At 46.9% G+C, this 25,735-nt stretch carries 20 protein-coding genes and 3 pseudogenes; 7 read left to right on the forward strand and 16 right to left on the reverse strand.

Annotated elements, in window-relative coordinates; translation table 11 throughout:
- Positions 1–48 precede the first annotated feature (48 nt).
- Positions 49–396 (forward strand): antibiotic biosynthesis monooxygenase family protein, encoded by a 348-nt coding sequence (locus tag FM037_RS17340; protein WP_144047008.1) that lies wholly within the window; start codon positions 49–51, stop codon positions 394–396.
- 195 nt (positions 397–591) lie between these two features.
- Here FM037_RS17340 and FM037_RS17345 read toward each other — a convergent pair whose 3' ends face one another.
- From FM037_RS17345 to FM037_RS17365, 5 genes are read right to left on the reverse strand one after another with little or no spacing between them, the layout of a single operon-like run.
- On the reverse strand, positions 592–1,161 hold the full coding sequence (locus tag FM037_RS17345; RefSeq protein ID WP_144047009.1) for an Lcl C-terminal domain-containing protein: 570 nt from the start codon (positions 1,159–1,161) through the stop codon (positions 592–594).
- An 18-nt stretch (positions 1,162–1,179) separates the two neighbouring features.
- Complete coding sequence (locus FM037_RS17350) at positions 1,180–2,607, reverse strand: Lcl C-terminal domain-containing protein (RefSeq protein ID WP_185976845.1); 1,428 nt, start codon at positions 2,605–2,607, stop codon at positions 1,180–1,182.
- Positions 2,608–2,611: 4 nt separating this feature from the next.
- Complete coding sequence (locus tag FM037_RS17355) at positions 2,612–5,065, reverse strand: proprotein convertase P-domain-containing protein (RefSeq protein ID WP_144047011.1); 2,454 nt, start codon at positions 5,063–5,065, stop codon at positions 2,612–2,614.
- A gap of 7 nt (positions 5,066–5,072) precedes the next feature.
- Complete coding sequence (locus tag FM037_RS17360; RefSeq protein ID WP_144047012.1) at positions 5,073–6,755, reverse strand: TonB-dependent receptor domain-containing protein; 1,683 nt, start codon at positions 6,753–6,755, stop codon at positions 5,073–5,075.
- Positions 6,752–7,231, reverse strand: a complete 480-nt coding sequence (locus FM037_RS17365) for a TonB-dependent receptor (protein ID WP_185976846.1) — start codon at positions 7,229–7,231, stop codon at positions 6,752–6,754. The genes FM037_RS17360 and FM037_RS17365 overlap by 4 nt, the downstream gene beginning before the upstream one ends.
- Positions 7,232–7,416: 185 nt before the next feature.
- On the opposite strand from FM037_RS17365, the gene FM037_RS17370 reads away from it, so the two are divergent.
- From FM037_RS17370 to cobN, 3 genes are read left to right on the forward strand one after another with little or no spacing between them, the layout of a single operon-like run.
- Entirely contained in the window at positions 7,417–7,944 is a 528-nt protein-coding gene (locus tag FM037_RS17370) for a MotA/TolQ/ExbB proton channel family protein (RefSeq protein ID WP_144047014.1), read from the forward strand.
- Between the two features lie 2 nt (positions 7,945–7,946).
- Positions 7,947–8,303, forward strand: coding sequence for a DUF2149 domain-containing protein (locus tag FM037_RS17375; RefSeq protein ID WP_185976847.1), 357 nt, complete (start codon positions 7,947–7,949; stop codon positions 8,301–8,303).
- 16 nt (positions 8,304–8,319) lie between these two features.
- Positions 8,320–12,279 carry a cobaltochelatase subunit CobN gene (gene cobN / locus FM037_RS17380; protein WP_229380931.1) on the forward strand — a complete coding sequence of 1,320 codons (3,960 nt, stop codon included), beginning with the start codon at positions 8,320–8,322 and terminating at the stop codon, positions 12,277–12,279.
- Positions 12,280–12,403: 124 nt separating this feature from the next.
- Here the strand turns inward: cobN and FM037_RS17385 are convergent, their stop codons facing one another.
- From FM037_RS17385 to FM037_RS29605, 11 genes and pseudogenes are all read right to left on the reverse strand, one after another.
- The gene (locus tag FM037_RS17385; RefSeq protein ID WP_144047016.1) at positions 12,404–13,441 is read right to left on the reverse strand and encodes a Preprotein translocase subunit SecY; all 1,038 of its coding nucleotides are present in this window, start codon (positions 13,439–13,441) and stop codon (positions 12,404–12,406) included.
- Between the two features lie 308 nt (positions 13,442–13,749).
- The gene (locus tag FM037_RS17390; protein ID WP_144047017.1) at positions 13,750–15,006 is read right to left on the reverse strand and encodes an ABC transporter permease; all 1,257 of its coding nucleotides are present in this window, start codon (positions 15,004–15,006) and stop codon (positions 13,750–13,752) included.
- The gene (locus tag FM037_RS17395) at positions 15,003–16,208 is read right to left on the reverse strand and encodes an efflux RND transporter periplasmic adaptor subunit (protein WP_407695664.1); all 1,206 of its coding nucleotides are present in this window, start codon (positions 16,206–16,208) and stop codon (positions 15,003–15,005) included. Before FM037_RS17395 ends, FM037_RS17390 begins: the two co-directional genes overlap by 4 nt.
- Positions 16,208–17,407 carry an efflux RND transporter periplasmic adaptor subunit gene (locus FM037_RS17400; protein ID WP_194165814.1) on the reverse strand — a complete coding sequence of 400 codons (1,200 nt, stop codon included), beginning with the start codon at positions 17,405–17,407 and terminating at the stop codon, positions 16,208–16,210. The genes FM037_RS17395 and FM037_RS17400 overlap by 1 nt, the downstream gene beginning before the upstream one ends.
- Positions 17,404–18,453 carry an HlyD family secretion protein gene (locus tag FM037_RS17405; protein WP_144047019.1) on the reverse strand — a complete coding sequence of 350 codons (1,050 nt, stop codon included), beginning with the start codon at positions 18,451–18,453 and terminating at the stop codon, positions 17,404–17,406. Before FM037_RS17405 ends, FM037_RS17400 begins: the two co-directional genes overlap by 4 nt.
- Positions 18,443–19,128: pseudogene (locus tag FM037_RS17410) on the reverse strand (ABC transporter ATP-binding protein). The gene FM037_RS17405 and the pseudogene FM037_RS17410 overlap by 11 nt, the downstream one beginning before the upstream one ends.
- A 428-nt stretch (positions 19,129–19,556) precedes the next feature.
- The gene (locus tag FM037_RS17415; RefSeq protein ID WP_144047020.1) at positions 19,557–20,270 is read right to left on the reverse strand and encodes a hypothetical protein; all 714 of its coding nucleotides are present in this window, start codon (positions 20,268–20,270) and stop codon (positions 19,557–19,559) included.
- Between the two features lie 341 nt (positions 20,271–20,611).
- Positions 20,612–21,026, reverse strand: a pseudogene (locus FM037_RS17420) (DDE-type integrase/transposase/recombinase); the annotation flags it as partial.
- Between the two features lie 54 nt (positions 21,027–21,080).
- Positions 21,081–21,792: pseudogene (locus FM037_RS17425) on the reverse strand (IS5 family transposase).
- A 262-nt stretch (positions 21,793–22,054) separates the two neighbouring features.
- Complete coding sequence (locus FM037_RS29600) at positions 22,055–22,240, reverse strand: hypothetical protein (RefSeq protein WP_229380932.1); 186 nt, start codon at positions 22,238–22,240, stop codon at positions 22,055–22,057.
- 25 nt (positions 22,241–22,265) lie between these two features.
- Positions 22,266–22,514, reverse strand: a complete 249-nt coding sequence (locus tag FM037_RS29605; RefSeq protein WP_229380933.1) for a hypothetical protein — start codon at positions 22,512–22,514, stop codon at positions 22,266–22,268.
- 170 nt (positions 22,515–22,684) lie between these two features.
- On the opposite strand from FM037_RS29605, the gene FM037_RS17435 reads away from it, so the two are divergent.
- From FM037_RS17435 to FM037_RS17445, 3 genes are read left to right on the forward strand one after another with little or no spacing between them, the layout of a single operon-like run.
- Positions 22,685–24,169: an ATP-binding protein gene (locus tag FM037_RS17435; RefSeq protein ID WP_144047021.1), complete on the forward strand. Its 1,485-nt coding sequence runs from the start codon at positions 22,685–22,687 to the stop codon at positions 24,167–24,169.
- Positions 24,166–24,816 (forward strand): response regulator transcription factor, encoded by a 651-nt coding sequence (locus tag FM037_RS17440; RefSeq protein WP_144047022.1) that lies wholly within the window; start codon positions 24,166–24,168, stop codon positions 24,814–24,816. The genes FM037_RS17435 and FM037_RS17440 overlap by 4 nt, the downstream gene beginning before the upstream one ends.
- The gene (locus FM037_RS17445) at positions 24,813–25,682 is read left to right on the forward strand and encodes a DUF2861 family protein (protein WP_144047023.1); all 870 of its coding nucleotides are present in this window, start codon (positions 24,813–24,815) and stop codon (positions 25,680–25,682) included. Before FM037_RS17440 ends, FM037_RS17445 begins: the two co-directional genes overlap by 4 nt.
- The last annotated feature ends 53 nt before the right edge of the window (positions 25,683–25,735 follow it).

The raw sequence follows: 25,735 nt of genomic DNA on the forward strand, positions 1-25,735 counted from the left end.
CCACACAGCTCAATTAATCTAGTCCAATCAATAAAATAAGGAAATATCATGAAACACTTACTAATCAGTATCCTGATGCTCATACTCCCCACCACAGCCATGGCGCAAAATGTCATACTCATCAACCCTTTTGAAGTACCAAAGGGACAAGAAGCCGAAGCAATCGTGTACTGGGAAGCTGCAAGAGACTTTCTGCAACAACAACCCGGCTATGTCTCCACCGAGCTACACCAATCTATACAGCCCAATGCAAGGTTTCATTTAATCAATATTGCCGAATGGGAAAACATCGAAACCTTCAAGGCAGCAACATCGAAAATGAGAAAAGAGTTAACACAGAAGCGTATCGAAGGGATGAAGTTTTATCCGGCACTGTATGACATCATACGTAAATAGTTAAAATTACACCTCGAAAAGCTTTAAATACAGACCAAGTAAGGCTCCCCTTGACCTTAAGCTGTCAAGGGGAGCCTTCTCTTGTTTAGGATAAAAGTATGAGACTCACTCACATCATGCCATGAAAATAATTATTGGATATCTTACTGACAACTCAATTATCATTTTCATTAATCTAGCTCCCTGGTTAACTCCTTACTCCGAGTCGGTAACCAAGAGCACACCGCGGGCATAATCCACGACAGAGGCACTGGCCACCACTGCGCCGGCGGTCACATCCAAATTCATGATCCCTTCATCGGCAATGACCGGAGTGGATGACCAAAGGTAGGAATAACCGCCCTCAGCCTGAGCAATCGCATCAACATTAGGGAAGATCACACTGTTCATCGCAGGATGCACGCAGCGCTGCTCACGTATAGAAACCAGCTCTTTGATGTTAGGCACACGCCAGTTATCCTGGCCAGCGAAGTGATATAGCTTATTTGCCTCATTAGTTCTGGCGTTGTCGGCCGCTTGCAGCGCTCCTTGCCAGAAGACAGTCACAGGCATGCCGTCACAATATTTAGTCTCATTGTTCCAGGTTTGGCCTACTGAGCAACGCATCCAAATCAGTTTAGTGGCTTGATCTGTCACCGTACCGTCATTGTTATCGATAAATCTTGCGGTCGGTGTGGTCGCGTCGAAACTCATTTCACAGGCTTGCTCTACTGCCGTCGCTGAAAAGCTCAGGGTTATCGCCGCCGCTAATAGTAATTTTTTCATTATAGTTCCCTAATTCTCTTATTTAACACCGACAAGACGGACTGGCAAGGCTGATGGATAATCACAATCATCTTGGCTAACACAGTATGAGTAAGACGTTGTAGCTCCCATATACCAGCGGTTAAAACCTAAGGTCCACATATAGGCGGACTGATCCATCGAGGCATAATTTTCTACCGAAGGCGTACTGCTCCAGTAATCATTATCCGCCGAATTAGGGAAAAACTTGATATCGACTGCCATCTGCACATCATCGCTACCTGAATCGGTAGACGCGAAGTTGACCAGGCTGTATAGCTGATCGAAGCTGGGTAGTTGCCAATCTTTAACGCCGCACAAACCTTGTTTATCTTCCAGCTCATTTAGATGAGTCTGGTATTGAGATGTGGTGCAGATACCGCTGGCATCATCACAACTCGCCTCATCAATCTCACCTTGGGTGATAACCCGCTCATCCTTGATATAGACCAAGAGACGGTCTTTATCTTGAACACCTGTGCCATCGGCAGTTTTATTCTCCCAAATAAGCCCTGTATTTAGATCTTTAACACAACTCCACAGCTGAGCATCGGCGGCCAACGCCTCGCCCTTAGCATCGAGTTTCTGATAACTGAAACCGGCAGCGCCGTCACTGTTATCATTGTTGGTTTTATCCAGGCCATAGTCGGCATCCTGTCCGGCAAACTGCTCATCTCGGCTATCTGAAGCGAATGAAGTGCCATCGGCAAACAAGGTGATCCCTGTGTCTGTCATGGGATAAACCGAATTTAGCTGACTGGCGTAACCGATAATATCTTCAGCAAAAACGAGCATGTCCTCGTCAGTCATGCCAGCCCAAGAGGCCAAATGCTGGCTCATTGCGGCCAGTAAAGCCGGCGATTGAGCCGCCTTAGCGCCTATCGCTTGCCACATGATGTCAAATTTAGGGTTAAAATCAGTCAAAGCATCATGATGCTGTAACAGGCTCGCATCAGTGGGCAACTCAAGCGTAAACTGCTTGTTTAGGCTTGAAGCTATCGAAGCTAATGCCTTCTCTTGTGTCATGCCGTTAAGCATAAGACCTGACACCATGCTGGAAACCGGATTGAGTGTCACCTCACTCTTATCGGCGATGGCCGCTGATGCAAGGTAGCGCATCATGGGCTTATCACTGCCGGCATCTTGGCTCTGCAATATGTAGTAATTATTGAGTACAGCAACATCTTCGCTGCTCAGCGTCGCTACGCCGGCCGTCATGTCGGCTTGGGTTTCACCCACATCACAGACGAAATTCTGATTACCATCGGCGCAGATCTGACCATCAATACTGGCATCGGCAGCAAAGCTTACGCTATAAACCTTAGCTGGTTCGATAGTAGGTGTAGTGGTCGAGTCATCGCTCGAGCCACAGGCGGTTAATCCGGCACAAACTAGTGCGAGATAGAGCGGGCTTAGATTTATTTTCATGGTCCTACTTCTCCATTTTTCCATATTGTCGTGTAATAAAAGCGAAACAAAGCATCCAAAGTGTCCAGCCTAGGCTGCCACCTGAATCTTTAGTTTTTTCATCGGGTTTCTTATCTGGTTGTGGATTAACATCTGGCTGACTGCAGGTGTATTCGCTCACCTGGCTCAAGCCCCACGAAAGCAGCTTGCCCTTGTTACCTGCGTCGTGATCTATGATCTGCAGCTGCCACTCGCCCGTCAGGCTTTCATCTATGACTGCGAACCAGTCGATATCGGCCACACTATTTGGCAAGGTGTAATCGAAATTCGTATGCGGGTAATAACCCCGGTCCCAGATATCGACCTGCAGACCCGAAGGGCTGATAAGCTTGATGCTGAGCTGGTCAAGTTGAGCATGCTCGATGTGAAGAGACAGTGTAAGGTCTTGATTAACCTTTAAACCTGGCTGACTAAAGTCAAGATAGAAGTTGTTTACCCCCATCTCCTTGGTCAAACCGACATCATTGGCTGTGGCATCGAGCAAGTCTCCGCCTGTGCCTGTGGCCGTTTGATGAGCTCCCTCGCCGATGGTCACACCAAGTGCGAGGCGGGAGTGGTTTATCGCAGCGATATCACTGGTATAATGCACATCGACGGGCAATGTGATCTTCTGACCGCAAGTTAAGTTGTTGCCAAGCGCTAAGGTAAACTGTCCATCTATCGCCCTGGTATCACCAGCGAGTAATTCAGTCATTGGCGCCATATCACCACTCACCTCTACACCCTCGGGTAAGTCAGAGAAACTGAAGCTAATATCTTCAAGTTTTGCCACCGCAAGATTTTGTAGGGAAAGATTTAGCGGTACTGAGCCTGTCTGCTGCTTCACCACACTGGAGATAACTAACTCGATGGGATCTAAGATCAAACCATGCTTATCAAATTGCTGTTGCAAAATGGCGGCATAATCTTTCGCAGGATGCATACGCGCAGCCATGTCAAGTGTCGATAGAGCGAGCTGAGCCATACGAACCCCGGCGCCCATGCCATACATGGCTTCGATAACGATGCGTTCAAAATCATCGATAGCCTCATCGCCATGGCTTTCGAACGCCCGGCGCATCCCCTGAAACAGAGGGGTCGACCAGAGCTGATCGCCTAAGGTATCTTTGACCCACTGGTGAGCCGGATAGTTATAATTAGGATTATATTTAGCCGATTGATCATCTAAAGTTCTGGGTTTACGATTACCGAACCGAGCATCCCAGTTAAACATGACATTAGGCTCAAAAATTTGGCCTTGAGGATCCCGGAAGCTGTGCACTCCGGCGTAGAAATCGGAGAAGCCTTCGCCTATGGCGCCACTGTCACCGCCCTTATCGCTATTATTGATGAAATGCAACAAACCATGGCCGAACTCATGCCAGATCACATCGGCATCTTCACCGTCGGGTACCCCGCCGACACCGAGCAAGATCCTATTCTCGAGGAAGGAAAATGCCGACTGATCGTTAGTGCCACCACGAGCATCCACCTCGATGGGCGAATAAAATATCTGGCTAGTGCCTTCATAACCAAGGCTCTGCAGATGACGTTGAGCCTTATCCAGATGATAATAAGCCATGACCTGGACAAACTCATCATCATCACGGCGCCACTCAATGTCGCCTGTCAGCAAGGGAGATGGATTAACAGGTTCGGCCAGGTCCACCACCTTGACATAGGGACCGCTCAGCATGAAGCCAGCCTCGACAGCCTGAAGATCTTGCAGTTCGACTCGGCTATAGGCGGCGTCTGGCAAGGTCTCGGTCAAAGCTTGTTGCTCCAGACTCTCATCCATCAGCTTAGTCTTAGGGTCGGGACTGAATACCAGCGCCTTGAGACTCTTGCCAGTGAGCAAATCACCGGGAGTAAAGTCAGGCAGATAAGCTTCAACCGTGCGCTCCTTGCCCAAAAATTGTTTATGATCTAAGTCGACATAGAAAGAGAATGTCGCCTCAGGTTTATACTGTTTGACCTTCACCTGCCACACGGGATCAATGCCCGATGCCTCAGTCAACCACCAACCTTTGGCCAAGCCTTGGATGTCGAAATTATCCGCTTGGATGCCGATAGCCTGGGCAATGACACTAGACTCGGGTTCAACTTCAGACTCAGGCCAAGTGAGTGATAGCAAGGAAGTAACAGACGCCTGATAGTAGCGAAACGGCATGCCAGCCCGGTTCACCGCTAAAGCATCCACCACGGAAAATACCGGTAGCCCATCTATCAGAGGATAGAAACTGTAGTAATGACCAAATACACCGCGGCGCTCATAGGCAAGAAGATGCTCCCTTGAAAACTCATCGCCCAAATAATCATTGGCCTGCTCGGCATTTTCTATCTGTGTGGGACTCAAGGGATCCAGAAAATGTAACTCACTGGCACCGCAGACACCGCTAACGAGCAGGGCTACAGCCGCTAATTTAAAATGATGTTTCATACTTCACCTAAAATTTATAAGAGACCGAGGCGCTAAAAGTGCGGCCTGGCTGAGTGGGCTGGTAGCCTGACGTGCCAGCGACATCCTGATAGCGCACATACTCTTTATCGAGTAGATTTTTAATCGACAGATTAACCTTGAAGTGAGCGTAGACTTCATATTGAGCCGCAAGATCGACAATCACCCAGCCAGCAGGTGCCGGGCAATCCTGCGGGCCGGTACGAGAATCGACACAGGTGGTGACATTGGTCATCTCGGTCGCTCCATTGACCAAACCCGAAAGACGTAAATTGTCGTATTGATAGTTGAGGGAAACTGAGCCCTCCAGTGGGGTCAAGGTGCGTAACTTCTCATCGGTGTCATTGTTTTTGCCATCAACCCAGCCCATTTGAAACTGGACGTCCAGATTTTCAGTCAAGTTATAATCTAGGTTGAATTCGCCGCCCCAAGAACTGGCACTGTCGATGTTGACAAATTGACGTTCGAATACGCCATCACTCATGCGGAGTCCAACCTCGATCCAATCGATGAAACCATCGAATTGGCTATAGTAATAACTCGCCGCTATATCCAGATCTTGCCACTGCCAGCGCATGCCCAGCTCGATACTCTCGCTGGTTTCTTCATGCAAATCAGAATTCGGGATGATCTCAAACGGCGGGAAGGCAAACAGGTGAGGAATGCTGCCATAGACCTTGTCGTAAGGGGCGGCGCGGTAGCCCTGTGAATAGGCAAGATAGCCACTTATATCTTCACCAGGATCATAGCTTAGCGAGATACTGGAAGAGACATTATCTGAAGTATTGTCTTCCAGTTTAATGTTTGATATTTCAGTTTGTTCTGGTGTCAGGCTATTTCTGTCATAGCGGCTGCTGAGTAGCAGTCCCCAGTTATCACTCAGGCTAATATCATCTGAGATATACACACTGAATGAATCTGTGCTGGCATCGGCAAAAGGCTGATTTGACCAGTAGGTTTGTTTACCGTTCTCAATCTTATTACGCTCCTTGGTGCGAGAATGATTGAGGCTCTGCCCTTCTATGCCATAGAGGAAATTATGTTCCATGCCATTTAACTCAGTCCAGAGGTCCATATCGACGCTGAAGCCATAGGTGCTTTCTTTAAACGTTTCATTACTCTCGTATCTACGGTATCGCTCTTGTACGTTAAGAAATGTACGTGTGAGTAGATCGTTAACTTTATTTTCGTTTTCAGTCTCACCAGAGAAAATTTGGCCCGATAGGTTATCGAATAAGATGAAGGACTCTGGTGAGTATTGCATCTTGATCTGTTGCACCATTGAGCTTTGCTCTTCATCTCTGTTGCGCTTTTCCACATCCCAAGCACCATCAGGCTGAGGCACGGAGCCCGGCGCCCCGTGTGTCGATTTTGTCTGACTTTGCCAGTCACTATTGACGCTCAATAGCCAGTGCTGATTGCTGACAAGATTAGTATTGAAGGAGATACTGGTGCCATCGATATCGGCAGGGGATCGCGTACCGGCATAGTTCTGTTGCTCATGGCCCTGCCATTGACTCGCACGTAACATAACTGGAATATCGAATGCTTTAGTAGCTGCGGTGACAGATAACTTTTTCTGCTCGTTAACGCCGCTGTATAAGGCTTTTAATGCCAGATAATAATCTTTATGGTAGAGGTAATCGGCCGCTTCCTTAGTCTCGACTTTCACCACCCCCCTAAGGCTCCCGAGCCGAAGAATGAGGATGCGGGTCCCTTGGCCACCTCGATAGATTTAACATCATCGAGATCGAAGTTAAATCGTCCGACACTGTCATTAATGTCACTGGCACCATAACCATCGGCCATGCGCACACCGTCTTTTATCATCAGGATGCGATTACCTGTTATCCCTCGAATGGTGATGTTCTGAGGTGTGCCCGCAGAGCCAGTCACTGAGACGCCGGGTTCATTTCTAAACAGATCAGACAGTTCGGTGGCCACCAAATTTTCAATATCTGCTGCTGTGATCACCACGGCACTACCCGATATTTCGGTTAGAGGTTTCTCCAGACGGGTGCCTACAACCTTGATCACCTCCATCTTGTCTTTTTTGTGTTCACTATTTGTTGTAGGTTCGACCTTTGTATATGCTAAGCCACTGTATATGCTGGTAATAACGGTAATTGAAATGGGTAATAATTTCATAAACATCATGCTGTAATTGCGAAAGGCCAGCACCATACACCCAGATAATAATGATTACCATTTAGATTACAAAGAAACATGCGTTAATATGATGTTGATCACGTTAACGCGAATGAGATCGATAAGCGTTTGCATTGATATTGTATGTCTATATTATTCCTGATTTTTTACAGGAACCACAAATCATGAACATCGCCTTACTCGAAGGGCTACTCGCTAACCTGTCTGAATATTTGATGACACCGGTACTTATTTGTATCGTCTTATTATTGATCTATGCCATCTATGCCATAGGACGATTCGCAGGCTTGTTCTATGTCAGACGTAAGAATGCTCAGGGATATAGGCAGACGATTCAGATTAAAGAGCGAAAATGGTATTCGGGTTATCCCATACATAACTATTTCGTTAATAATCCAAATGCCTGTGAAGATGAACTAGAAATCTTCGCCCTTAAGAAGCTTGAAAATTTACGTGTCGTCACTCGAGTCGCACCCATGCTGGGACTCATCGCCACCATGATTCCCATGGGACCGGCACTCAAGGCCCTTGCCGATGGTAATATTCAAGGGATCAGCGAAAGTCTTATCATCGCCTTCGCCTCGGTGATCTGGGGTCTGGTCATCGCCACCCTCACCTTCTGGCCTGCATCGGTAAAGAAACGTTGGTTCGCCGCCGAGCTGATTAATATCCGCAAGCTAAGGGGAGCGTGAAAGTGCGTTTCTTAGATGAAGACGAAGAGCTCAACCCTATCCTGTCCAGCGTCAACCTGATCGATGTTTTTCTGGTGCTGATCGCCGCCTTGCTGATTGCCATCGCACAGAACCCGTTGAACACATTTTCCGCAGAAAATGTCACTGTGGTGAAGAACGCCGGCAAACCCAACATGGAGATCATCGTCAAGGAAGGTAAGGAGATCAAACAGTACAAATCATCGGGCAATATTGGCAGCGGTCAAGGTGCCCGTGCCGGCATCGCCTATAAGATGGCCGACGGCTCGATGATCTATGTCCCCGAAGACGGCACCAGTTCCACCTCAGATAAGCAAACTGTCACAAATAACAAGCTATAAAGCGAGCGATAACTTCATGTTTCTACGCGTATTAATCCTGATATTCATGTGTTTTCCCGGCCTTGCCCAGGCAGACACATCAGCAGACACCCAAACCGGTGCCAAACGAGTGCTCATGGTGATGTCGAATTATAATTCGGCGCCCAAGAAGGCACTGTTAACCAAACTGGCAAAAGAACAGCCATTCGAACTCATTCAACTCGTCACCAAGGGCAAGTCAGATGAAGAGATAGCCGAGCAATGGCGCAGCGCCGATCTGGTGATGCTAGATGGCATCAATCCAGCGTTGTCTGAGTATATGTTCGAGAAGTTCGAAGCCATACCCAAACAATTTCCCAAGTTGAAAATTGTCTCTCTGGGCGATCTCGAGGGTGAGACATTCAATCAGAACCTTGCCGATGAACAGAGTCAGCGACTAGCAGATTACTTTCGTCATGCCGGTGGCAGAAACTACAAAAACCTGATGATTTATATCGCCAGCGATGTGTTAAATATCAGCAAGATAAAGGCTGATAAACCTGCCATCACCCCTGTGACGGGCCTGTATCATCCCCAATATCCTGACTTGTTAACCGATGAGGAGCAGGCATTCTTCACCTGGCTTGCCCCCACAGAGCAACAAGCCGTTATCGCCATAGGCATTCACCGCTCTGCTATCGATTATGAACAGCAAGAGGTCATCGATGCCATGATCAACGGCATAGAAGCTGAAGGCCAACGGGCCTTCGCCTTCTTCTACGACGATAAGGAGACCAAGCTAAAATACACGGACTTGTTGACAGATAACAATGGGAAAGTACGCGCTAACTTGATGATCAACTATCGCTCACTGCATTATGTTAAGAAACGCCGCGATGAATTTGAGAAGTTAGGCATCCCGGTGATACATGCACTCAACTATGTTGACGGTGACAGCGAGCAGTTTTCACAGGCTCAATCGGGTATATCACCGGGTTTAACCCCATTTTTTCTGGTTATGCCCGAAGACACCGGCAGTATCGATCCTGTCATCATAACCGCCAATAACAAGGGCAATAAACAAGTGATGCCGGCGCAGATGGACGCGCTTATCCAGCGCGCCGTCAAGCATGCCAAACTCGCCATCACGGCCAATAAAGACAAGCGAGTGGCCGCGTTTATCTGGAACTATCCTCCCGGAGAGAAGAACATAGGTGCCGCATTTCTTGACGTTCCCGCATCACTCGAGGTAATAGCCGAGGCGATGAGACAAGACGGTTATAACGTCAACCCAAAACCTGCCAAGGAGATCATCGAGGCGGCAGGCAAGCTACTGCGTCCCTACTATCGCAACGAAGACGCCAGTGGTTTACTGGATGAAGACCTGGCCGACCTATTGCCCCTTGCCGATTATGAAGCTTGGTTCGCAGACTTATCTGAATCGGTACAAAAAGGCATCAACGACCGCTGGGGACTGGCCAAAGACAGCCCCATGCTTACCACTAAAAATGGTGAACTGGCCTTCATCATTCCGCGAATGAACCTAGGTAATCTAATCGTACTGCCACAGGGTGGGCGCAGCAACGACATAAGTGAACACTCTTCCCTGTATCACGACATGAAGACGCCGATAAACCACGGATATCTGGCTATCTATCTCTACGCCAAGCAGATATTCAATGCCGATGCCATCATCCACTTAGGGACTCATGGCTCACAGGAGTGGCTATTGGGTAAGGAACGTGGCCTGTCAGTGGATGACTCCCCCAACCTGGCCGTGGGTAATGTGCCAGTATTTTACCCTTACATCATAGATAATGTCGGTGAGGCCATGCAGGCAAAACGCCGTGGTCGGGCAACCACCATCAGCCACCTGACACCTGGTTTTGCCAAGGCTGGCCTGTATGCCGATATCGCTAAACTCAACGATCTGCTATCGAATTATCGTCTGTTAGATGAAGGACAAACGAGAGAGAATACCAAGGCCAGAATCACCAAGAAAGTCGAAGCGCTCAATCTGTTAAAGGATATGGCCATGGACAGGGAAGAATTTGACCGTGACTTCGACCAGAACCTGACCCGACTCCAAGATCAGCTCACTGAGATGGCCGAGCAGGCTCAGCCGCTTGGGGTGCATACCTTCGGCTTACTACCAAAAGAGCAGCACTTGTATAGCACCATGCTGCAGATGTTGGGCGATGATTTCACCAAGGCGGCCAAAGCCTACGAAAAAGACCACGGCCTGACGCTGCCCGCTGATGAGCAAAAAGACAGGCTAAACGTGACTCATCTAGAAGCCTTAGCTGGTTTTCAACTGCTACAGGCATACATTCAGGGACAACAACTCGAAGGCTTAAGCGATGAGTTGAACGTCTGGCTCACCACGGCGCAACAATATTGGGATAATTTTGCCAAGATTGCCGAAACAGAAAACCTGCTGGCCGCTATGTCGGCCAAGTATATTCCCGTGTCATATGGCGGCGATCCTATACGTAGCCCGGAATCTGTGCCTACCGGACGCAATCTTATCGGTTTCAATCCGGCTAAATTACCATCGAAAGAAGCCTATGAGGCTGGCGTGTTCTTATTAGAGCAGACAGTGGCTGATTACCGAGAAAAGCATGGTAAATACCCGCAGAAACTGGCCTTCTCTCTCTGGTCCCTTGAAACCATGCGTCATCATGGCGCATTAGAGACGCAGATCCTCCATGCCCTCGGCATCAGGCCCAAATGGGATGAGCAAGATGATGTCATAGGTATAGAGGTCATTCCCATGAGTGAGCTCAAGCGCCCGCGGATCGATGTGGTGGTATCGGCGACAGGCCTCTATCGTGACGCTTTTCCCAATGTCATGTTATGGATGGCCGACGCCATCGACACCATAGCCAAGATGAAGGAGGACAATAACTTCGCCTATCGTCACTCACAAGCACTGAAACAACAGCTTGAGGATCAGGGCAAGACGCACGAGGAAGCGGATTATCTCTCCAGTATCCGAATCTTCTCTAACGATTCGGGCAACTACGGCACGGGACTAGCGGATCAGACCTTGGATTCAGGCAGCTGGGAAACCGATGATGCCATGAGCGAGCGTTACCTTAAACGTATGGGCTATGCCTACGGCAAGGATGAGAGCCGCTGGAGCGAAAAAATAGAGGACGTGGATCTCTATGGCAAGGTGTTATCCGGTACCGACGCGGTAATATTCTCCCGCTCGACCAACCTCTATGCCCTGTTGACCAATGACGACCCTTTCCAGTATTTCGGCGGCATGGGTCAGGCTATCCGTAAACTCGACGGCAAAACACCTGAAATGTACGTGAGTAACTTACGCCGTAAGGATAGAATCAAGACCCAGACCATGGCCAGCTTCCTCAACAACGAGATGCGCGGCCGTTACCTGCATCCTCGCTGGATCCAAGCCATGCAGGAGTCAGGTTATGCTGGCGCTACCACCATACTGGATCGTATCAACAGCCTCTGGGGTTGGGAGGTGATGACCCCTGAGCTGGTGCGGGACGATCATTGGCAGTCGATATTCGAGGTCTACGTCGAAGACAAGTACCAGCTGGATATGCAGGCCTTCTTCGAGGAAAATAATGCCCACGCTCTGGCGCAAATGTTGGAGCGCATGCTGGAAGCCAATCGCAAGGACTACTGGAAGGCCGATGAGGCGACGCTGAAGAAGATGCTGGAAACCTATATCAGTCTCGCTAATCGCTTCGATGTCGTCACCGACAACGATAAGTTTACCGAATTTGTCGAGACACAAGGCGCAGGCTTTGGCCTAGCGCCACTGGCACCAGCCATGGCGGTGCCGCCAGCACAGACTAATCCGTCCAAGGCTAAACAAGAAGTCAGCGGGCAGAAACTGGAGCAGGTGCAAAAACCTAGTGAGCAAGAAGAGGATAACTACTGGTATCTGCTGCCCTTATTCGTCTTGCTGTTTATCTTCTTCGCCGGCGCGGCCAGGCCCCTGTTGGCGAGAGAGCCTCAGCGGAGTAAAGAGCCTGTGTAAATGAAGAAGCTCAACGAGTAAAAGGCCTCAGCCTAGCTGACACCATAAACGAGTAGTTTAACAATAGATAAAAAAACGGCAGTGCGCATTAGCGCCCTGCCGTTTTTCATTGAACATATCATTGCTAGGCGAGTTCAGCCTCAATCTCAGCCTTGGCGACTCCATGCCACTGAAAATGGTTATTGGCTTTCTTGCTGACTATGCCCTCATCAAACAGCCTCTTGAAAATCTCATCCACCTCGTCATTGGAGAAATTTAAGTACTTGCTCACCGCCCGTTTACTGCAATTCACCCGATTCAGACTTAATGCCTGCAGCACCTGTTCATAGGGCGTTTTCTCGGCTTCATTCACAATGTCAGCATCGTCAAAATGTGACAGTAACTCGGGTGATTTACTCTCTGCCGGGCTAAATCCCTCTATGGTCAGTGGCTTCATGTTGTGGAACTGATGGCGAAAACGATTCTCCTCGCCGATGAGGCCGACGAAGAAGGCGGCGAAGAAATCTAACAGTACCGAGAGAAAGACCACCAGGCCGAGTTGAGCCGTGCTAGCCTGAATGTTCAAGAAGCTGGCTAAACTGTCGATCAAGCCTATGACAGAACCCTGACTGACTACAGGCAAGTTATCTCGCTCCATCGCCAGGGCTTGTTGCTCCTGTCTCAGCTTATTATTCTCTTTCTGAATGCGGGTCACCCCTGTGGCTATACGCTCCATCTGAATGTATTTCTCGGCGGCAACGTTATTGAGCTGGATCTGTTCATCGATAGACTGGATCTGCATGTTGTAAGCGTTCACCTTGCTCTGCTGCACATTCACATGTTCCTGTGCCTTATTGGTGGCACTGTTAATACCGCCCACTGAGCCACCGATAGAGATGGCGGCCAGCACCATGTAGAAAACCAACGCAGATAACATGCCCGGATAGTTACGTCTCGCATGTCGCTCACCCACCTCATACCAGGCAAAAAATTTACCCAGTTCAAAAATCACCGCCAGGCCGCCAAACAATAACTGCATAACTGGATCGTCATCGATGGACAGAAACAGCAATAAGGAGAATACGATGGAGGCTAAGATGGAAGCGCCAGTGAAGCTGTAGACGCTCCACATGGCAAACTTACCTTTCGGGAAACGCAGGGCTATATCTTGGTTGTAAAACATATCTGACTTCTATGTCGGCGAGCTGGTGCTCTTGGTCTGCAGCTTGGCAGCGCAGACAGAAAAATGGAGCGTCAGCATACATGAAAACCTAGCCTTTTCCTTATAAAGCACGGCTTAACCGCTCTTGTTGAAGCTTTTTCAATCACTGCTAAAAAACCTGCTTAAAGCGTATTCACCTATGTGTATCGGGTATTGATACTATGTAAGCATTTGGTTAAGTAAGACATAAGAACGGCCTGCATCGAATATCGATATCAGGCCGTATATTGACTCATCACTTATGATTTATCGCCTCATAACAGCTGAGGCTAATCTCTTTGCAGGGCGACAATCGGATCCAATTTAGCCGCCTTCTTGGCTGGGTAAAGGCCAAAACCCACACCGATAGTCATACACACTCCCAGCGCTAACACGATGGCGAAGGGAGACCAGGCCACCGGCCAACCTGCGGCGGAAGAGATCACGAACGCCAACAACAAGCCCACACCTATGCCTATGACGCCGCCCGTTGCCGAGATGACGATACTCTCGATAAGAAACTGGCGGGCGATATCCTTACGCCTAGCCCCTAATGCCCTGAGCAAGCCTATCTCTCCGGTACGCTCCATGATGGTGGCCAACATGATATTCATGATACCTATGCCGCCCACCAGCAAAGAGATCCCCGCCACACAAGCCATGACGATATTGAATATCTGTTGCGTCTTCTGATGTTGGGCCAGCAAGTCCGCCGGTACCACTATGTCATAATCTTTCTCGCCGCCATGACGACGACTGATCAGATGCCTCAAGCTCTTGGCCGCTAATGAAGGCTCGACCCCTTCAGCAAGTGACACCTTAAAGGCATCGAGCTCATCTTCCAGACTCTTAAAATTCATCTTTTTTAGAGCCGTGGCCAGAGGAATAAATACCTCATTGCGCTCTCCACCCAGTTTGACGCCCTGAATCTTTGACTTACCATTCTGGGCATCGGTCAACACACCGACCACAGTGAACCACTGATGATTTATCTTGATCACACTGCCGATAGCCTTTCCCTGTGGAAACAGGCTTCTGGCAGCTTCCGGGCCCAATACGGCAACTTGTCGATAATGGGCCTCATCTTTGGAATCGAAGGCGGCTCCCTCGCTCATTTTCAGGGCGCTCAAGTCAAAATAACTGGGCGTCACCCCTTTAACTTGGGCATCACTACGGCCTTCGAGGCTAAATAAGCTGAAAGTTTTGACCTGCTTCTCGGCGCTCCAGTTTTCCACGAAGGGTAAGGTATCTTTGGCACTCTCAACATCTCTGAGGCTCAAACCTATGCTGTGCTCTCGAATCGATTTAAGCGCTTCGCCATCCGATGTTCTGGCATTGACCACCAGGTTTCGGACCCCCATGGACTCGATCATCTTCAGCGCTTCTCGCTCCGCTCCCTCTCCCACACTCAACATGGCTATCACGGCGCCGACACCAAATATCATCCCCAGCAGGGTCAGAGCCGTGCGCAACTTGTGGTGGCGCATCTCATCGAAGGCTTGCTTAATCCCTTCGATATAAATCTTACTCTCATTGACTAAGCTCATACTCGGCTCCTTTTTGGAGGCGTGGTAAGTGCGATCACATCGCCTTGGTTCAGCCCATCGGTGATCACGGTTCGATTCAGGCTACGATGCCCAGGCGTCACTAGCTGTTTAATGAAACCTGCACTGGTCTTAAGGTAAACCCAATATTGGCCGTCTTTCTGAAACAGAGCTTGATTAGGTACAGTCAGCACATCTTGCAGATTAAGCAGATGCACCTGGGCCTTTACTTGCCTGCCCGGCTGCATGATCGCCACTAAGGTTTTATCCAGACTGATGGTAAATTGGAAATAGTTTACCGGACTGTCCTTCTCTTTAGGTTTAGCCAAAGCATCGACTTGGGTCACCTTACCGGTAAATGGCTTATCCGGATAAGCATCCAGATAAACGGTCGCCGTCTTTCCTATGGCGAGACCCGCCGCCTCAGATTCCTGCACAAACAGTTTCGCCTGCATCACAGAGGTATCGGGCAAGAGGCCGATGGAAAAACCTGACCACATCATGTCACCAACCACGGGAAACGAGCCATCCCATCCAGCCTGATAGACAAATAAGCCATCATGAGGGGCGATGATTTCCATCTGATTGAGGTTACTCTCATAACGGTTTATCTTGGCCGAGTGACCTTTCTGCCTGAGCTTTATCAACTCCTGCTCGGCAGCGGCCTGATCACCATGTTGATCTAGCCCCCAATCGAAATAATGCATCTTAGCGACAAGATAGTCTTGATTACGCATCTGATCGATAATCTCTATCTTGGTATAAACGCGCTCATCTTCACTGAAGAAACGTTCGGCTAATTCTTTTTCTTCGCTAGTCACTCTGGTACCGGTTGAGAGTGTCTGACTGATCGTCTTGTCCTTCTCTGTCTGCATCTGACTATCGAACGTCAACTTGTCAAAATCGAACTGCTCCATCTTGAGGCGATAATTTTCGCGGGTGGGATCCATTCTGGCGACGACATCCCCCGCTTTGACTCGGCTGAAGTTATCCAAGATCCAGGCTAATGACTGTGGGCCACGTAATCCCGTCGGCACGATCACAGAGGTCGACTGGCTGGCTTCTAGTTCTCCGGTGGCCGGAATGTCGACCTTAAAGTCGGCTCGGCTCACATCCATGGTGAGTACACCGTCGCTGGCTTGTTGACTACAGCCCGCAATCCATACCAAGCTAAAAACCAGTAAGCTATTTCTTAAACTAAACATCATGGCAGTAATACCTCCTGACCCACATCAAGTCCGGTCTTTATTGATACCAGCTCTTTGCCTATGGTGCCTATGGTAACTGCTTGCTTAGACTCGCCAAATAAGTCAGGTAATAGTACATAAGCTTGACCGGACTCGTAATGAACGGCATCCAGTGACAACAGGAGTTCCTGCTTCTCATTGGCGATATCGATGGCAATCTTTGCTGTCATACCGGGTCTCATCAAGTCGGTATCCGCTTCATCTATGCTGGCCACCGCATCGAACACTACTAGGGGCACATCCTGATTTTTATGACGAAACACAGCCCCGAGTTCAATAATTTTCCCGTAAAAGACTTTATCAGGATTAGCATCCAGTCTTATTTTGAGTTGCTGACCTAACTTGACCCGACTCGCTTCGACCTCAGGTATGGTCATGTTCACCTGCATATGATTCAGATCCGGAATACTGAGTACCGCATCCCCCATAAAAACAGACTGGCCTTCCTTAATCTTATTGCCTTGAGAATCATTACCGTATACCACCATGCCTTCACGGGGAGCGATTAACGTCAGGGATTCAATTCCCTTTTTAAGCGCTGCGACTTCGGAGGAAAACTTTTGTCGATCCCCCTCTAACATGGCTTCTCTTTGTTTGGCACTCTGATTTTCAAGCTCTATTTTTTGCTTGGTGAGTTGAACCTTGTCCTTGGCGATGACAGCATCCTTCTCATACTTAATTTTATCGATAACCGCGACAGTTTCATCAGACAGCTTAAATTTACGCTCCGCTTTGTCGAAACTCATCTTAGCCTCGGCGAGATCTAGCCTCAGCTGCTCCAACTTTTTTGCATTTCGCAGTTTCGACGTTTCGATATCCTGCAAAGTCGCTTCCAACTTGGCCGTTTTGACCGATAGCCGTTGAGTCAGTTCGGAGGTATCGAGTTGAGCAACCATGTCCCCTTCTTGAACCAGAGAGCCTTCCGGTGCGAGCTGCTTAACCTGGTATTGCCACACCCTACGGATCGAAGGCGGCTTCATAGATACGGTATCGGCGGATACCAGCTCTCCGGTAGCCTCGATACTCTGTCTTAACACCCCTAGCTCCACGGAAGTCACCGGCGCCCCGGTACAGGCCGTTAGCAAGGATAGCGAAAGAACTAAGCTCGAAGGCCGCAAGAGACGCGATAGGTCTGAGATGTGAAATGTCTTGCTCATGATACGGCTCCGGTACTGACTAAAACACTCATGCCGGGAACGATCTTAATGTCTTCATCGGCCTCAAAACTCACCTCAACCTTGAACCAATTACTCTGACCCCAGGCTGGCTGTTTCTGCGCCTGGCGACCGATATCTTTAATACTGCCAGTAAATGGCTTCGCCGACTGGGAATCCAGTCTAAGTGTCACTTGAGTCCCCACGGCTAATTTATCGACATCGACCTCATTGACCCAAGCGACAACCTCTAGCTCTTCCATCGCTGGCACTCTTGCTATCTGCCGGCCAATCTGTACGGTATCACCGACGGCAAATTTCTTATTACTCCAGGGATCGCTACCATAGAGCACAGGGCCTTTTATCTTGGCCTTTAGTTCGAGTTGCTCTAATCCGTTTAATGCTTGCGCTAGCTCTAATTGTGCACGGCGTCGGTCTATGGCTAATTGCGCCTTACTGGCGGCTTGTTTATCCAATACTTCTTTTAACGCCTGCTCGACTTTAGATAACTCGCTGCCTGCCAGCATCAAGTTAAATTGATGTTCAGCGTATTTTTTAGCAGCGATATAATCCGCTGGCACATCGGCATCGAGCTGATTCTTCTCGAGTTCAGATTTTTTCTGTTTAACATCAAATTTGGCCTGCAACACACTGGCGGTAAGATCGATACTCAGGCTCTGCTCTTCGGCTGTGACCCGCAGCAGACTCGCCTCAAGTTGCTCGATCTGATTGGCAATTTGGCTCTTGTCGAAGATCACCACAGTCTGACCCGGTTCGGCAACTGAGCCCTCGGGCAACATCCACTGAATTTGATAACGCCAGGCATCACCGGCCTTCGGCACCATAAAGGATTGAGACTGCACCGAGGAGATCTGCCCGGTCAATAACAAGGTCTGTTCGCCTAGGTTGGCAACGCCTGAGCCTGATACACCAGGAGTTGCAGTGCTGAGACTGGCTTCCTCTGCCGCAATCAAATTAACCGGCAAAAAAAATGCAGCTATCAAAACAAATTTTGATAGCAATGAAGATAGATGAGAATTAGGCCGCATAGACACCACGCTCCTCTATTTCTACGATATGACCATCCCGCATGCGGATCACCCGCTGGGCATAGGCTGCCACTTCCTCTTCGTGGGTTACTAAGATGATGGTTTGACCCGCCTTATGCAACTCGGTGAATAGCTCCATGATCTCCACCGATGTCTTACTGTCCAGTGCTCCCGTAGGTTCATCGGCCAATAAAATAGCAGGTTTGTTCACCAGAGCCCGCGCGATGGCGACTCTTTGCCTTTGACCACCAGATAGCTGATTGGGTCTATGATCTTGACGTGAACCTAAGCCCACTCGCATCAAGAGCTCATTGGCATAGCTGGTATCGTTATTGGGGGCGTTGCAAACCGTAAAGGTAACAGCACGTTTTGCAGCGCACTCATTCTAGGCAACAAGTGAAAACTCTGAAACACGAAACCTATGTCCTTATTTCGCACCGCGGATAGCGCATCATCATCCAGGCTGGCAACCTCTTGTTCATTGAGTTGATAGCTCCCCGAGCTAGGCTTGTCCAAACAGCCGATGATGTTCATCAAGGTGGATTTACCCGAACCCGATGGCCCCATGATCGCCACAAACTCATTTTGTTTAATGGTAAAGTCGACCCCTCTGAGGGCAAAAACTGACGATTCGCCCATCTGATACTCTTTCGTTAATCCATTGACTTTTATCATAATACTCTCTCACTTACACTCATATTCCGTCCCTAGAATTCAGTCATCGTTTTTATTTTGTACTAGGGCCAGTGCGCGACTAGTTTCTCTTATACCAATTGGTACTAGATTACAGAGTCCATCGAACTCATCAAGTTCAATGATTATTTTAATTTCGATTATACAGTGCCCGACAAACGAGTGTGCAGGAAGTAGTTTTTTAGCTCTTGCAAGCGCTTACTGGCCCATGAAAGGGTATGCCAAAATCACATACCACTGCTCAATTCACTCTCATCAGACCAAGCATTGGCTGTATATAAATCAATAAATAATCCACATTCTAAAGAAGATGGATTATTTACTTGGTAGCACCAAAGCAGTTGACGGTATTTTCGACTCGTATAGTGACACCCTTATCGCTTTGAAAAATCATCAACGTATTTTAGCATTTACATTTCAACACCGTTAATAAAGGCGTTGATAAGAGTTGTTATTACTCCATTCTCAATTTCTTTTAATTGAACACCGTATTCGACGGCATACCATGTCTCCAGCCTTATCCTCTCTCTCAAGCCGTTATTTTTTGTGACAAAAATGTCAGATTCAAACTTACATGCTTTAAATTCACCAGCAGGAACTGTAACCGTCTCAAACCCTTTAAATGTAATCGTTCTATCATATACGCTATCACTATCACTATCACTATCACTATCACTATCACTATCAAACCTAGTTACTGTCTGGCTATAAGATTCCCCTTTGTTGAGATCAAATGCAGATAATAATGCCGGCTTATAATCTGTTCTATTTCTTGGAGTAATACGCCCTAAAACAAAATGTGATTTTTCATTAATATCAATTCCTATATAAGTGTTTGTTACATCGGCGGAGGTTTCTTTCTTACTACGAATCAGAATTGCGTCACCCCCTCTATATATATCCCGCATCACTTCAAAGTTTGTTTTTACGTTGGAACCCTCACCAACTCGCCTGGTTAAAATATATTCCGTTCCATTTTTATACAAACCTTCATTAAAACAAACTGAAGCATTTGTAGTGAGGCCACCTCCAATTCCGATTTCTTTGAAAACTTCTTTTACGTCATCACTATTGCAGCCACCAAGTGCGGTGGCTAATACCAAAACTGACAATACTCTTTTCATTTTATTTCCTACATTAATTTAATGTTACACCTTCTTAGTAAAGTGTCTGCATATAGCGAAAAGAACCCTACCGGAATAACTTTAGCCACGACCTTACTAATTACGTTAAATCATATGTAAAAATAAACTACACTTGTCACATCAATGTAATATTTCACCCCTTATAGACTGAACTCTACACAGCCTTTTATACCAGAATTTGGTAACGTTAATCATTTACAAAGAACAAGAACCAAGACATATATGGACGCTCCCGCTGGGTCAAGACATAAATCTCCCGGTTCTGTCGCAAACTGAGATTTAACCGCTATAAATTAGGGAACGGACTTCCTCATATGCAACTATGCTGCTAATGAATAAAATTGTTCCCACGGAGTCATGTTTTAGTGATGTCCATTTGTCCCAGCTTAATCATTGACCAAAGCTCAACACCAGCCAGTGTCGACTCCGCACCTTCCTAAGATTTCCATCCTAGACATTGATGCATTTTTCCCTTCACTTTGCGATGGCTTTATTCGACGATCTTATTAAGATATTTTACCGATAATGCCTCGATCATTAACAGCATATATCCAGATAACCAAAGGCGAACATTGACAGTAGCTAATGCCGCCGCTCGTATCAATCACAACTTTATTTGGCAAACCGCTACTGTTTGTTGCTTTATCTAAAAAGGCCCTAGCCACTTTCTCATCATGGGCCTCGCTTAAGTAAAAAATAAATAATGTCACCATATTTATCGACAGCGCGATAAAACGTTGTTGATCAAATGCTTACTATAGACGCAGCGGTTCCAAGGGTTTGGGCTAACTAGGCAACTTGTTTCCTAATTGGCATTCCTAGTTCTATGACTTTGTTAATTGCTTTTACACCCGCTAAAGCTTCACCTACCTGAGCGTTATAGTCGCGCAGGCTAAGTTTCAGGCTAGTCAGCTGCTTATATCGATACATCGCTGTTTCAGATAGTGACCTTTGATGATAATCATTGTCCTGTTTCCATTGCGCTAATTGGTTACTCTTGAGCGCTTTTACCGCTTCGTTGCGAGGATGCCCGTCCTCCCAATATCCTGCATTACTTCTTGGCGGGATCGTGGATTTGTAACCTTTTCTATGAAGTAACTTATGGCACGCTTTGGCGTCATATCCGCCATCAGCAGAAACTTGTTTAATCTGTCTTCTTAATGGCTTGAGTAATGTGGGTAACACTTCATAATCAGCAACGTTAACCAGTGAGACTTCTGCTGCCACGACTTCATGAGTATTCGCATCCACAGCAAGATGTAGTTTGTGCCAAGTACGGCATTTTTCTTTACCGTGTTTACGGGTTTTCCATTCTCCTTCGCCGTAAACTTTGAGGCCCGTTGAATCAATCACTACATGTGCCACTGAACCACGACCACGGCGACCGTGATGCTCAGAGCAACACCAAGAGCTAATGACTTGTTCATCAATCCAAACCTCGATTGACCAATGCCTTGTTGTACTGAGACCAATTGGTCATTTTACGCTTAGCTTTACCCATCTTGATGTTTCCGATTACCACATTGGGAGATCAGCGAACTGAAAAAGGTCACTCGATTTAGGAAACTAGGCCCGGACAAAGCACTGATGGTGCTAAGAAATAATCAAAATCGCTTTGGGCTGAGCCATCGCCTTTGTAGCGAATAGGCAGATCTGCGCCAGAATAATTCCCTCGACCTGTGACTGTGTCATTAAAGGCATTTAAGCACTCTTCATTGGTTACCGAATCATATCTGCACGCTCAATAAGGGTCCGACTCCCGGTTAATCTAAGCTTGGAGCGATGGAATAAACCAGTAATGATTCACCCGCTTCATCTTGCAGCAGATAGCATTTAAAACCATAGAGGGCGCCCAGCGAGCCTAAAGTGAGGATAGCTGAGTGCTCTGAGATATCTAGCCCTTTACCGGCTGGTTCGACGTCAACGATTTTTACCTCGCTATCATCCAAAAATGCAGTGAACAGGTCGATATCATCACCGTCTACACAGGCAGTGATGATTCGAGAATTTTTTGAATTTTTGTTGGAACAGCTCTCTGACCTCATGGCCGATAATACTTTGAAAATCACGCACCATCTTAGAGAAAGGATGTGGGCCAACAACAGAGCCAATAACGTAGAAATAATCTTTGGGGAATACCTTAGTGACAGACACCAGCTTACAGCCTAAGATTTTCATCTTAGTGACATAAGGATGCTCTTTCTCTATATCGACCTGACCCATATGGATTTCACTAGGGATCCCCTCCAGCGCGCAAGCAGTGGCTAGTGCGACACAGTGTTAACCGGCACCGGTGTCGGCAATCACCTTTTCCTTATGTATAACAGGTGACATTCAGATGACAATTGGGTAGCTAAAGCTACTATACTGACTCGACATATACACGCATAGTGATGCTCAAGTTTATGACTCTTAACCTATTTTATCTTAGAACTATTAGGTTGCTATCTACTATTTTATTCTTGTCTTCTTCTGTTCTTACTCAAGCTGCTGATACCCCGAACTTGCAAACTCGCTTTCAGCTATTTTTTCATCAAGCTTCCGATTTACCTTATGAAACCAGAATCACTCTTGAACAGCTTAACAATTACCCAGCGTCACTGCTGTTAAGTGACAGTCAATACCCTAATTTCGAACACTATTCTTGGGATGACATTCAAACACTATGGCAGTTGCATCAAACTTGTAGGCTATCAACGAAATTCACTGATTTGGATAGCAAACAACGCCCAAATCTGGTTCGAGCGATTGAATTTGAGAAAGCTATCTGTAGCAACACGGCGTTAAGTGATGATTGGTATAGCCAAGGTGAGATGCTCCACCCAGCAGGTGGCAGTTATGCAGATCACTATTTGGCGACTTTGGCGTCCGACAAACAAGCCCAATTTATCGCAACTCATGATCGCAAGTTGACACTATCAAACCCAAGTCATCCTCTACATGAGCTGCTCGACAACCTTCCTGCTAAAGGTTACGACCTATTACTATCAGGATATCGATCCTATCTTGCACAAGATGACAAACTCTGGCTCAACAGTAAGTACGGATTAGTGAGCATTAAGGGACAAGCATGGCGCCAACTATTGGGACCTTTATCAATCGATATTCAGCTAAAAAGCAGTGATGAACAAGTATGTGCCATGAGCTACAGTAATTTATGTATTCAACCACCGCCACCAAGTAATAATGGTGTTCAATTGCTCATTGCAATACTGTCTTTTCTTGCTGCAAGCCTCTTCGTTATAGGCTTAGTTAACCATAGAGAAGAAGCGAAAGAGCGTCGATTTATATTGCAATTGCTCACTCATGAACTACGAACGCCAATCACTAGTTTAGGCTTTACAGTTGAGCAATTTCGCAAACACTTTGATCAACTCGATCAGCACGCTCAACGTAGTTTTGGGCGCTTACTTGCTGATCACCAGCGTTTGTCACAGCTAGCAGAAACCAGCAAAGGTTTTTTAAGTGCAGATCCAGACGCTCAGTTCCAAAAGCAAACGGCTTATCTTTCGGATTGGCTCGATCATTGTTTGGGTAAATACAATTTAAATTATGAACTAGACAACGATCAAGAATTAACTTTGCCCTATTACTGGCTCGGAATCTGCCTGGATAACTTACTAAGAAATGCCCTGCAACATGGTAAAGGTGAAGTATCTATAACCATTTCTACCAATCAAAATCTACGAATTGAAGTCATGGATCAAGGTCGTTTTCCAAATCAGTTCCATCTACTGGTGAAACGATTAAGACTCAACACTAACCATGACAACATGGGGGTGGGGTTGACGATTGTTACTCGCTTAATGAAGAAAATGAGAGGCCGACTTATCCGCTATAACAATCCAACTCGCTATATTTTGGAGTTACCACTATGACACGAATTCTTCTTATTGAAGACGATCAACTACTAGGTGAAGGGTTTAGTCAGTATCTCACCGAAGAGGGTTTTGATTGCCAATGGCTCAGTGACTGTAATAAAATCAAAAAGCACTGGATGCAAGCAGACTTAGTCATTTTAGATAGGCAGCTACCTGAAGGCGATAGCTTAATTTGGCTACCTAATTGGCTAATGATGAAAGCGATTCCAGTGATAGTGTTAACAGCTAAAGTCGAAATCGACCAACGCATCGAAGGTTTGAGAGCAGGGGCAAAAGACTATGTGGTTAAGCCTTTCTCACACCAAGAGCTGCTGGCGCGTATTCACGCTCAGCTACGTCCATTAGGTGAAAGCAAACTTTGCTACCAGAATCTACAAATCGATCTATCCAAACGAGTGGTCATTAGCGATGGTAAACAGGTGACATTGAAACCTAAAGAGTTTCAGCTACTGTTGCTATTAGTTCAAAATCAAGGGCGAGTATTTCATCGTGATGAGATACTCAGTAAAGTATGGGGCTTTCAAGCATTTCCATCGACTCGAACAGTCGACAATCATATTCTCCACCTGAGACAAAAACTACCAGTGCTGCATATCGAAACGCTACGTGGCGTTGGCTATCGACTCATTAAGACTTCGTTATGAAAACAATAAAACCAATATTTTGGCTAGTAAGTGCCTCTCTCGCCTTTAGCCAACAAGTCGTTGCTAATGATTGGTTTATGCCAACGCCGCTCTCACGGATGTATTCTGCTTTAGTAATAGATAAGACTCAACTTGCTTGGCAAGAAATGCTATTGGCCTTAAGCCAAGAATCGATCGATGAAAAGCACTGGGAGAATGCCAAGCAAACACTAATTAGCCAGTCTCAATGTGGTAAGTTGTTATTGGGAGATTTGTCATTTAATCAACAGCGTTATATCAGGCTAACGATTCAGAAAAAGACCAATTCAATGCAACAAGGCTTCAAACTTAAAGTATCCCTTGGAGGAGTCGAAAAGAGTGCGGCTATTTCTTTGCGAGATCAACAAGGACAAGCGTGGATATCTGGCAGTACCACTGAGCCAAAGCAGGGTTATGTTGAATTAGAAAGTGATGATTTTGTCTATGCACCAACGCCAGGCTTCTACCAATTAACCATAGATAACACGATTTACCCTATCATTTTATCTTTCAACTATGACCAGTCTTGGATTGAAGTAAATAACAGCAATGCCGATTCACCAATTAGTATTCAAGTGCCAAAAACACTCGCGAGTTGCCAAGCTGCTAATATGCGTTGGCAATGGTTTGATGACAAGTTCACTATGCTTGGCAATTCACAACTAATCCAGCTCAGCACATCCAATTTAGGCACTGAAGGTTATAAAAATGCTCGTTTGCCTGAATATTTTCCAAACCATGCAAAATGGCTAAGTGCGGTGGTGTCTAAGTCGGAATATCAAGGTGAGGTCAGAATTGAATACGCTCAAAGGTTCACTTTTCCTATTAAAATAAAAACAAACGAGTGACAAAAGGTAACCAAAGTTGATGTGTAATGAACTCACATTTACAATGGACATAC

Source organism: Shewanella psychropiezotolerans (assembly GCF_007197555.1).
Classification (GTDB): Bacteria; Pseudomonadota; Gammaproteobacteria; order Enterobacterales; family Shewanellaceae; genus Shewanella; species Shewanella psychropiezotolerans.

Excerpts from the sequence above, each read along its gene's own strand:
- FM037_RS17350 (WP_185976845.1), bottom strand. The coding sequence starts at position 2,607 with ATGAAAATAAATCTAAGCCCGCTCTATCTCGCACTAGTTTGTGCCGGA.
- FM037_RS29605 (WP_229380933.1), bottom strand. The coding sequence starts at position 22,514 with ATGGGTCAGGTCGATATAGAGAAAGAGCATCCTTATGTCACTAAGATG.
- FM037_RS17435 (WP_144047021.1), top strand. The coding sequence starts at position 22,685 with ATGCTCAAGTTTATGACTCTTAACCTATTTTATCTTAGAACTATTAGG.
- cobN (WP_229380931.1), top strand. The coding sequence starts at position 8,320 with ATGTTTCTACGCGTATTAATCCTGATATTCATGTGTTTTCCCGGCCTT.
- FM037_RS17365 (WP_185976846.1), bottom strand. The coding sequence starts at position 7,231 with ATGAAATTATTACCCATTTCAATTACCGTTATTACCAGCATATACAGT.
- FM037_RS17405 (WP_144047019.1), bottom strand. The coding sequence starts at position 18,453 with ATGCGGCCTAATTCTCATCTATCTTCATTGCTATCAAAATTTGTTTTG.
- FM037_RS17345 (WP_144047009.1), bottom strand. The coding sequence starts at position 1,161 with ATGAAAAAATTACTATTAGCGGCGGCGATAACCCTGAGCTTTTCAGCG.
- FM037_RS17415 (WP_144047020.1), bottom strand. The coding sequence starts at position 20,270 with ATGAAAAGAGTATTGTCAGTTTTGGTATTAGCCACCGCACTTGGTGGC.
- FM037_RS17355 (WP_144047011.1), bottom strand. The coding sequence starts at position 5,065 with ATGAAACATCATTTTAAATTAGCGGCTGTAGCCCTGCTCGTTAGCGGT.
- FM037_RS17445 (WP_144047023.1), top strand. The coding sequence starts at position 24,813 with ATGAAAACAATAAAACCAATATTTTGGCTAGTAAGTGCCTCTCTCGCC.
- FM037_RS17340 (WP_144047008.1), top strand. The coding sequence starts at position 49 with ATGAAACACTTACTAATCAGTATCCTGATGCTCATACTCCCCACCACA.
- FM037_RS17390 (WP_144047017.1), bottom strand. The coding sequence starts at position 15,006 with ATGAGCTTAGTCAATGAGAGTAAGATTTATATCGAAGGGATTAAGCAA.
- FM037_RS17370 (WP_144047014.1), top strand. The coding sequence starts at position 7,417 with ATGAACATCGCCTTACTCGAAGGGCTACTCGCTAACCTGTCTGAATAT.
- FM037_RS17385 (WP_144047016.1), bottom strand. The coding sequence starts at position 13,441 with ATGTTTTACAACCAAGATATAGCCCTGCGTTTCCCGAAAGGTAAGTTT.
- FM037_RS17440 (WP_144047022.1), top strand. The coding sequence starts at position 24,166 with ATGACACGAATTCTTCTTATTGAAGACGATCAACTACTAGGTGAAGGG.
- FM037_RS17400 (WP_194165814.1), bottom strand. The coding sequence starts at position 17,407 with ATGAGCAAGACATTTCACATCTCAGACCTATCGCGTCTCTTGCGGCCT.
- FM037_RS17395 (WP_407695664.1), bottom strand. The coding sequence starts at position 16,208 with ATGTTTAGTTTAAGAAATAGCTTACTGGTTTTTAGCTTGGTATGGATT.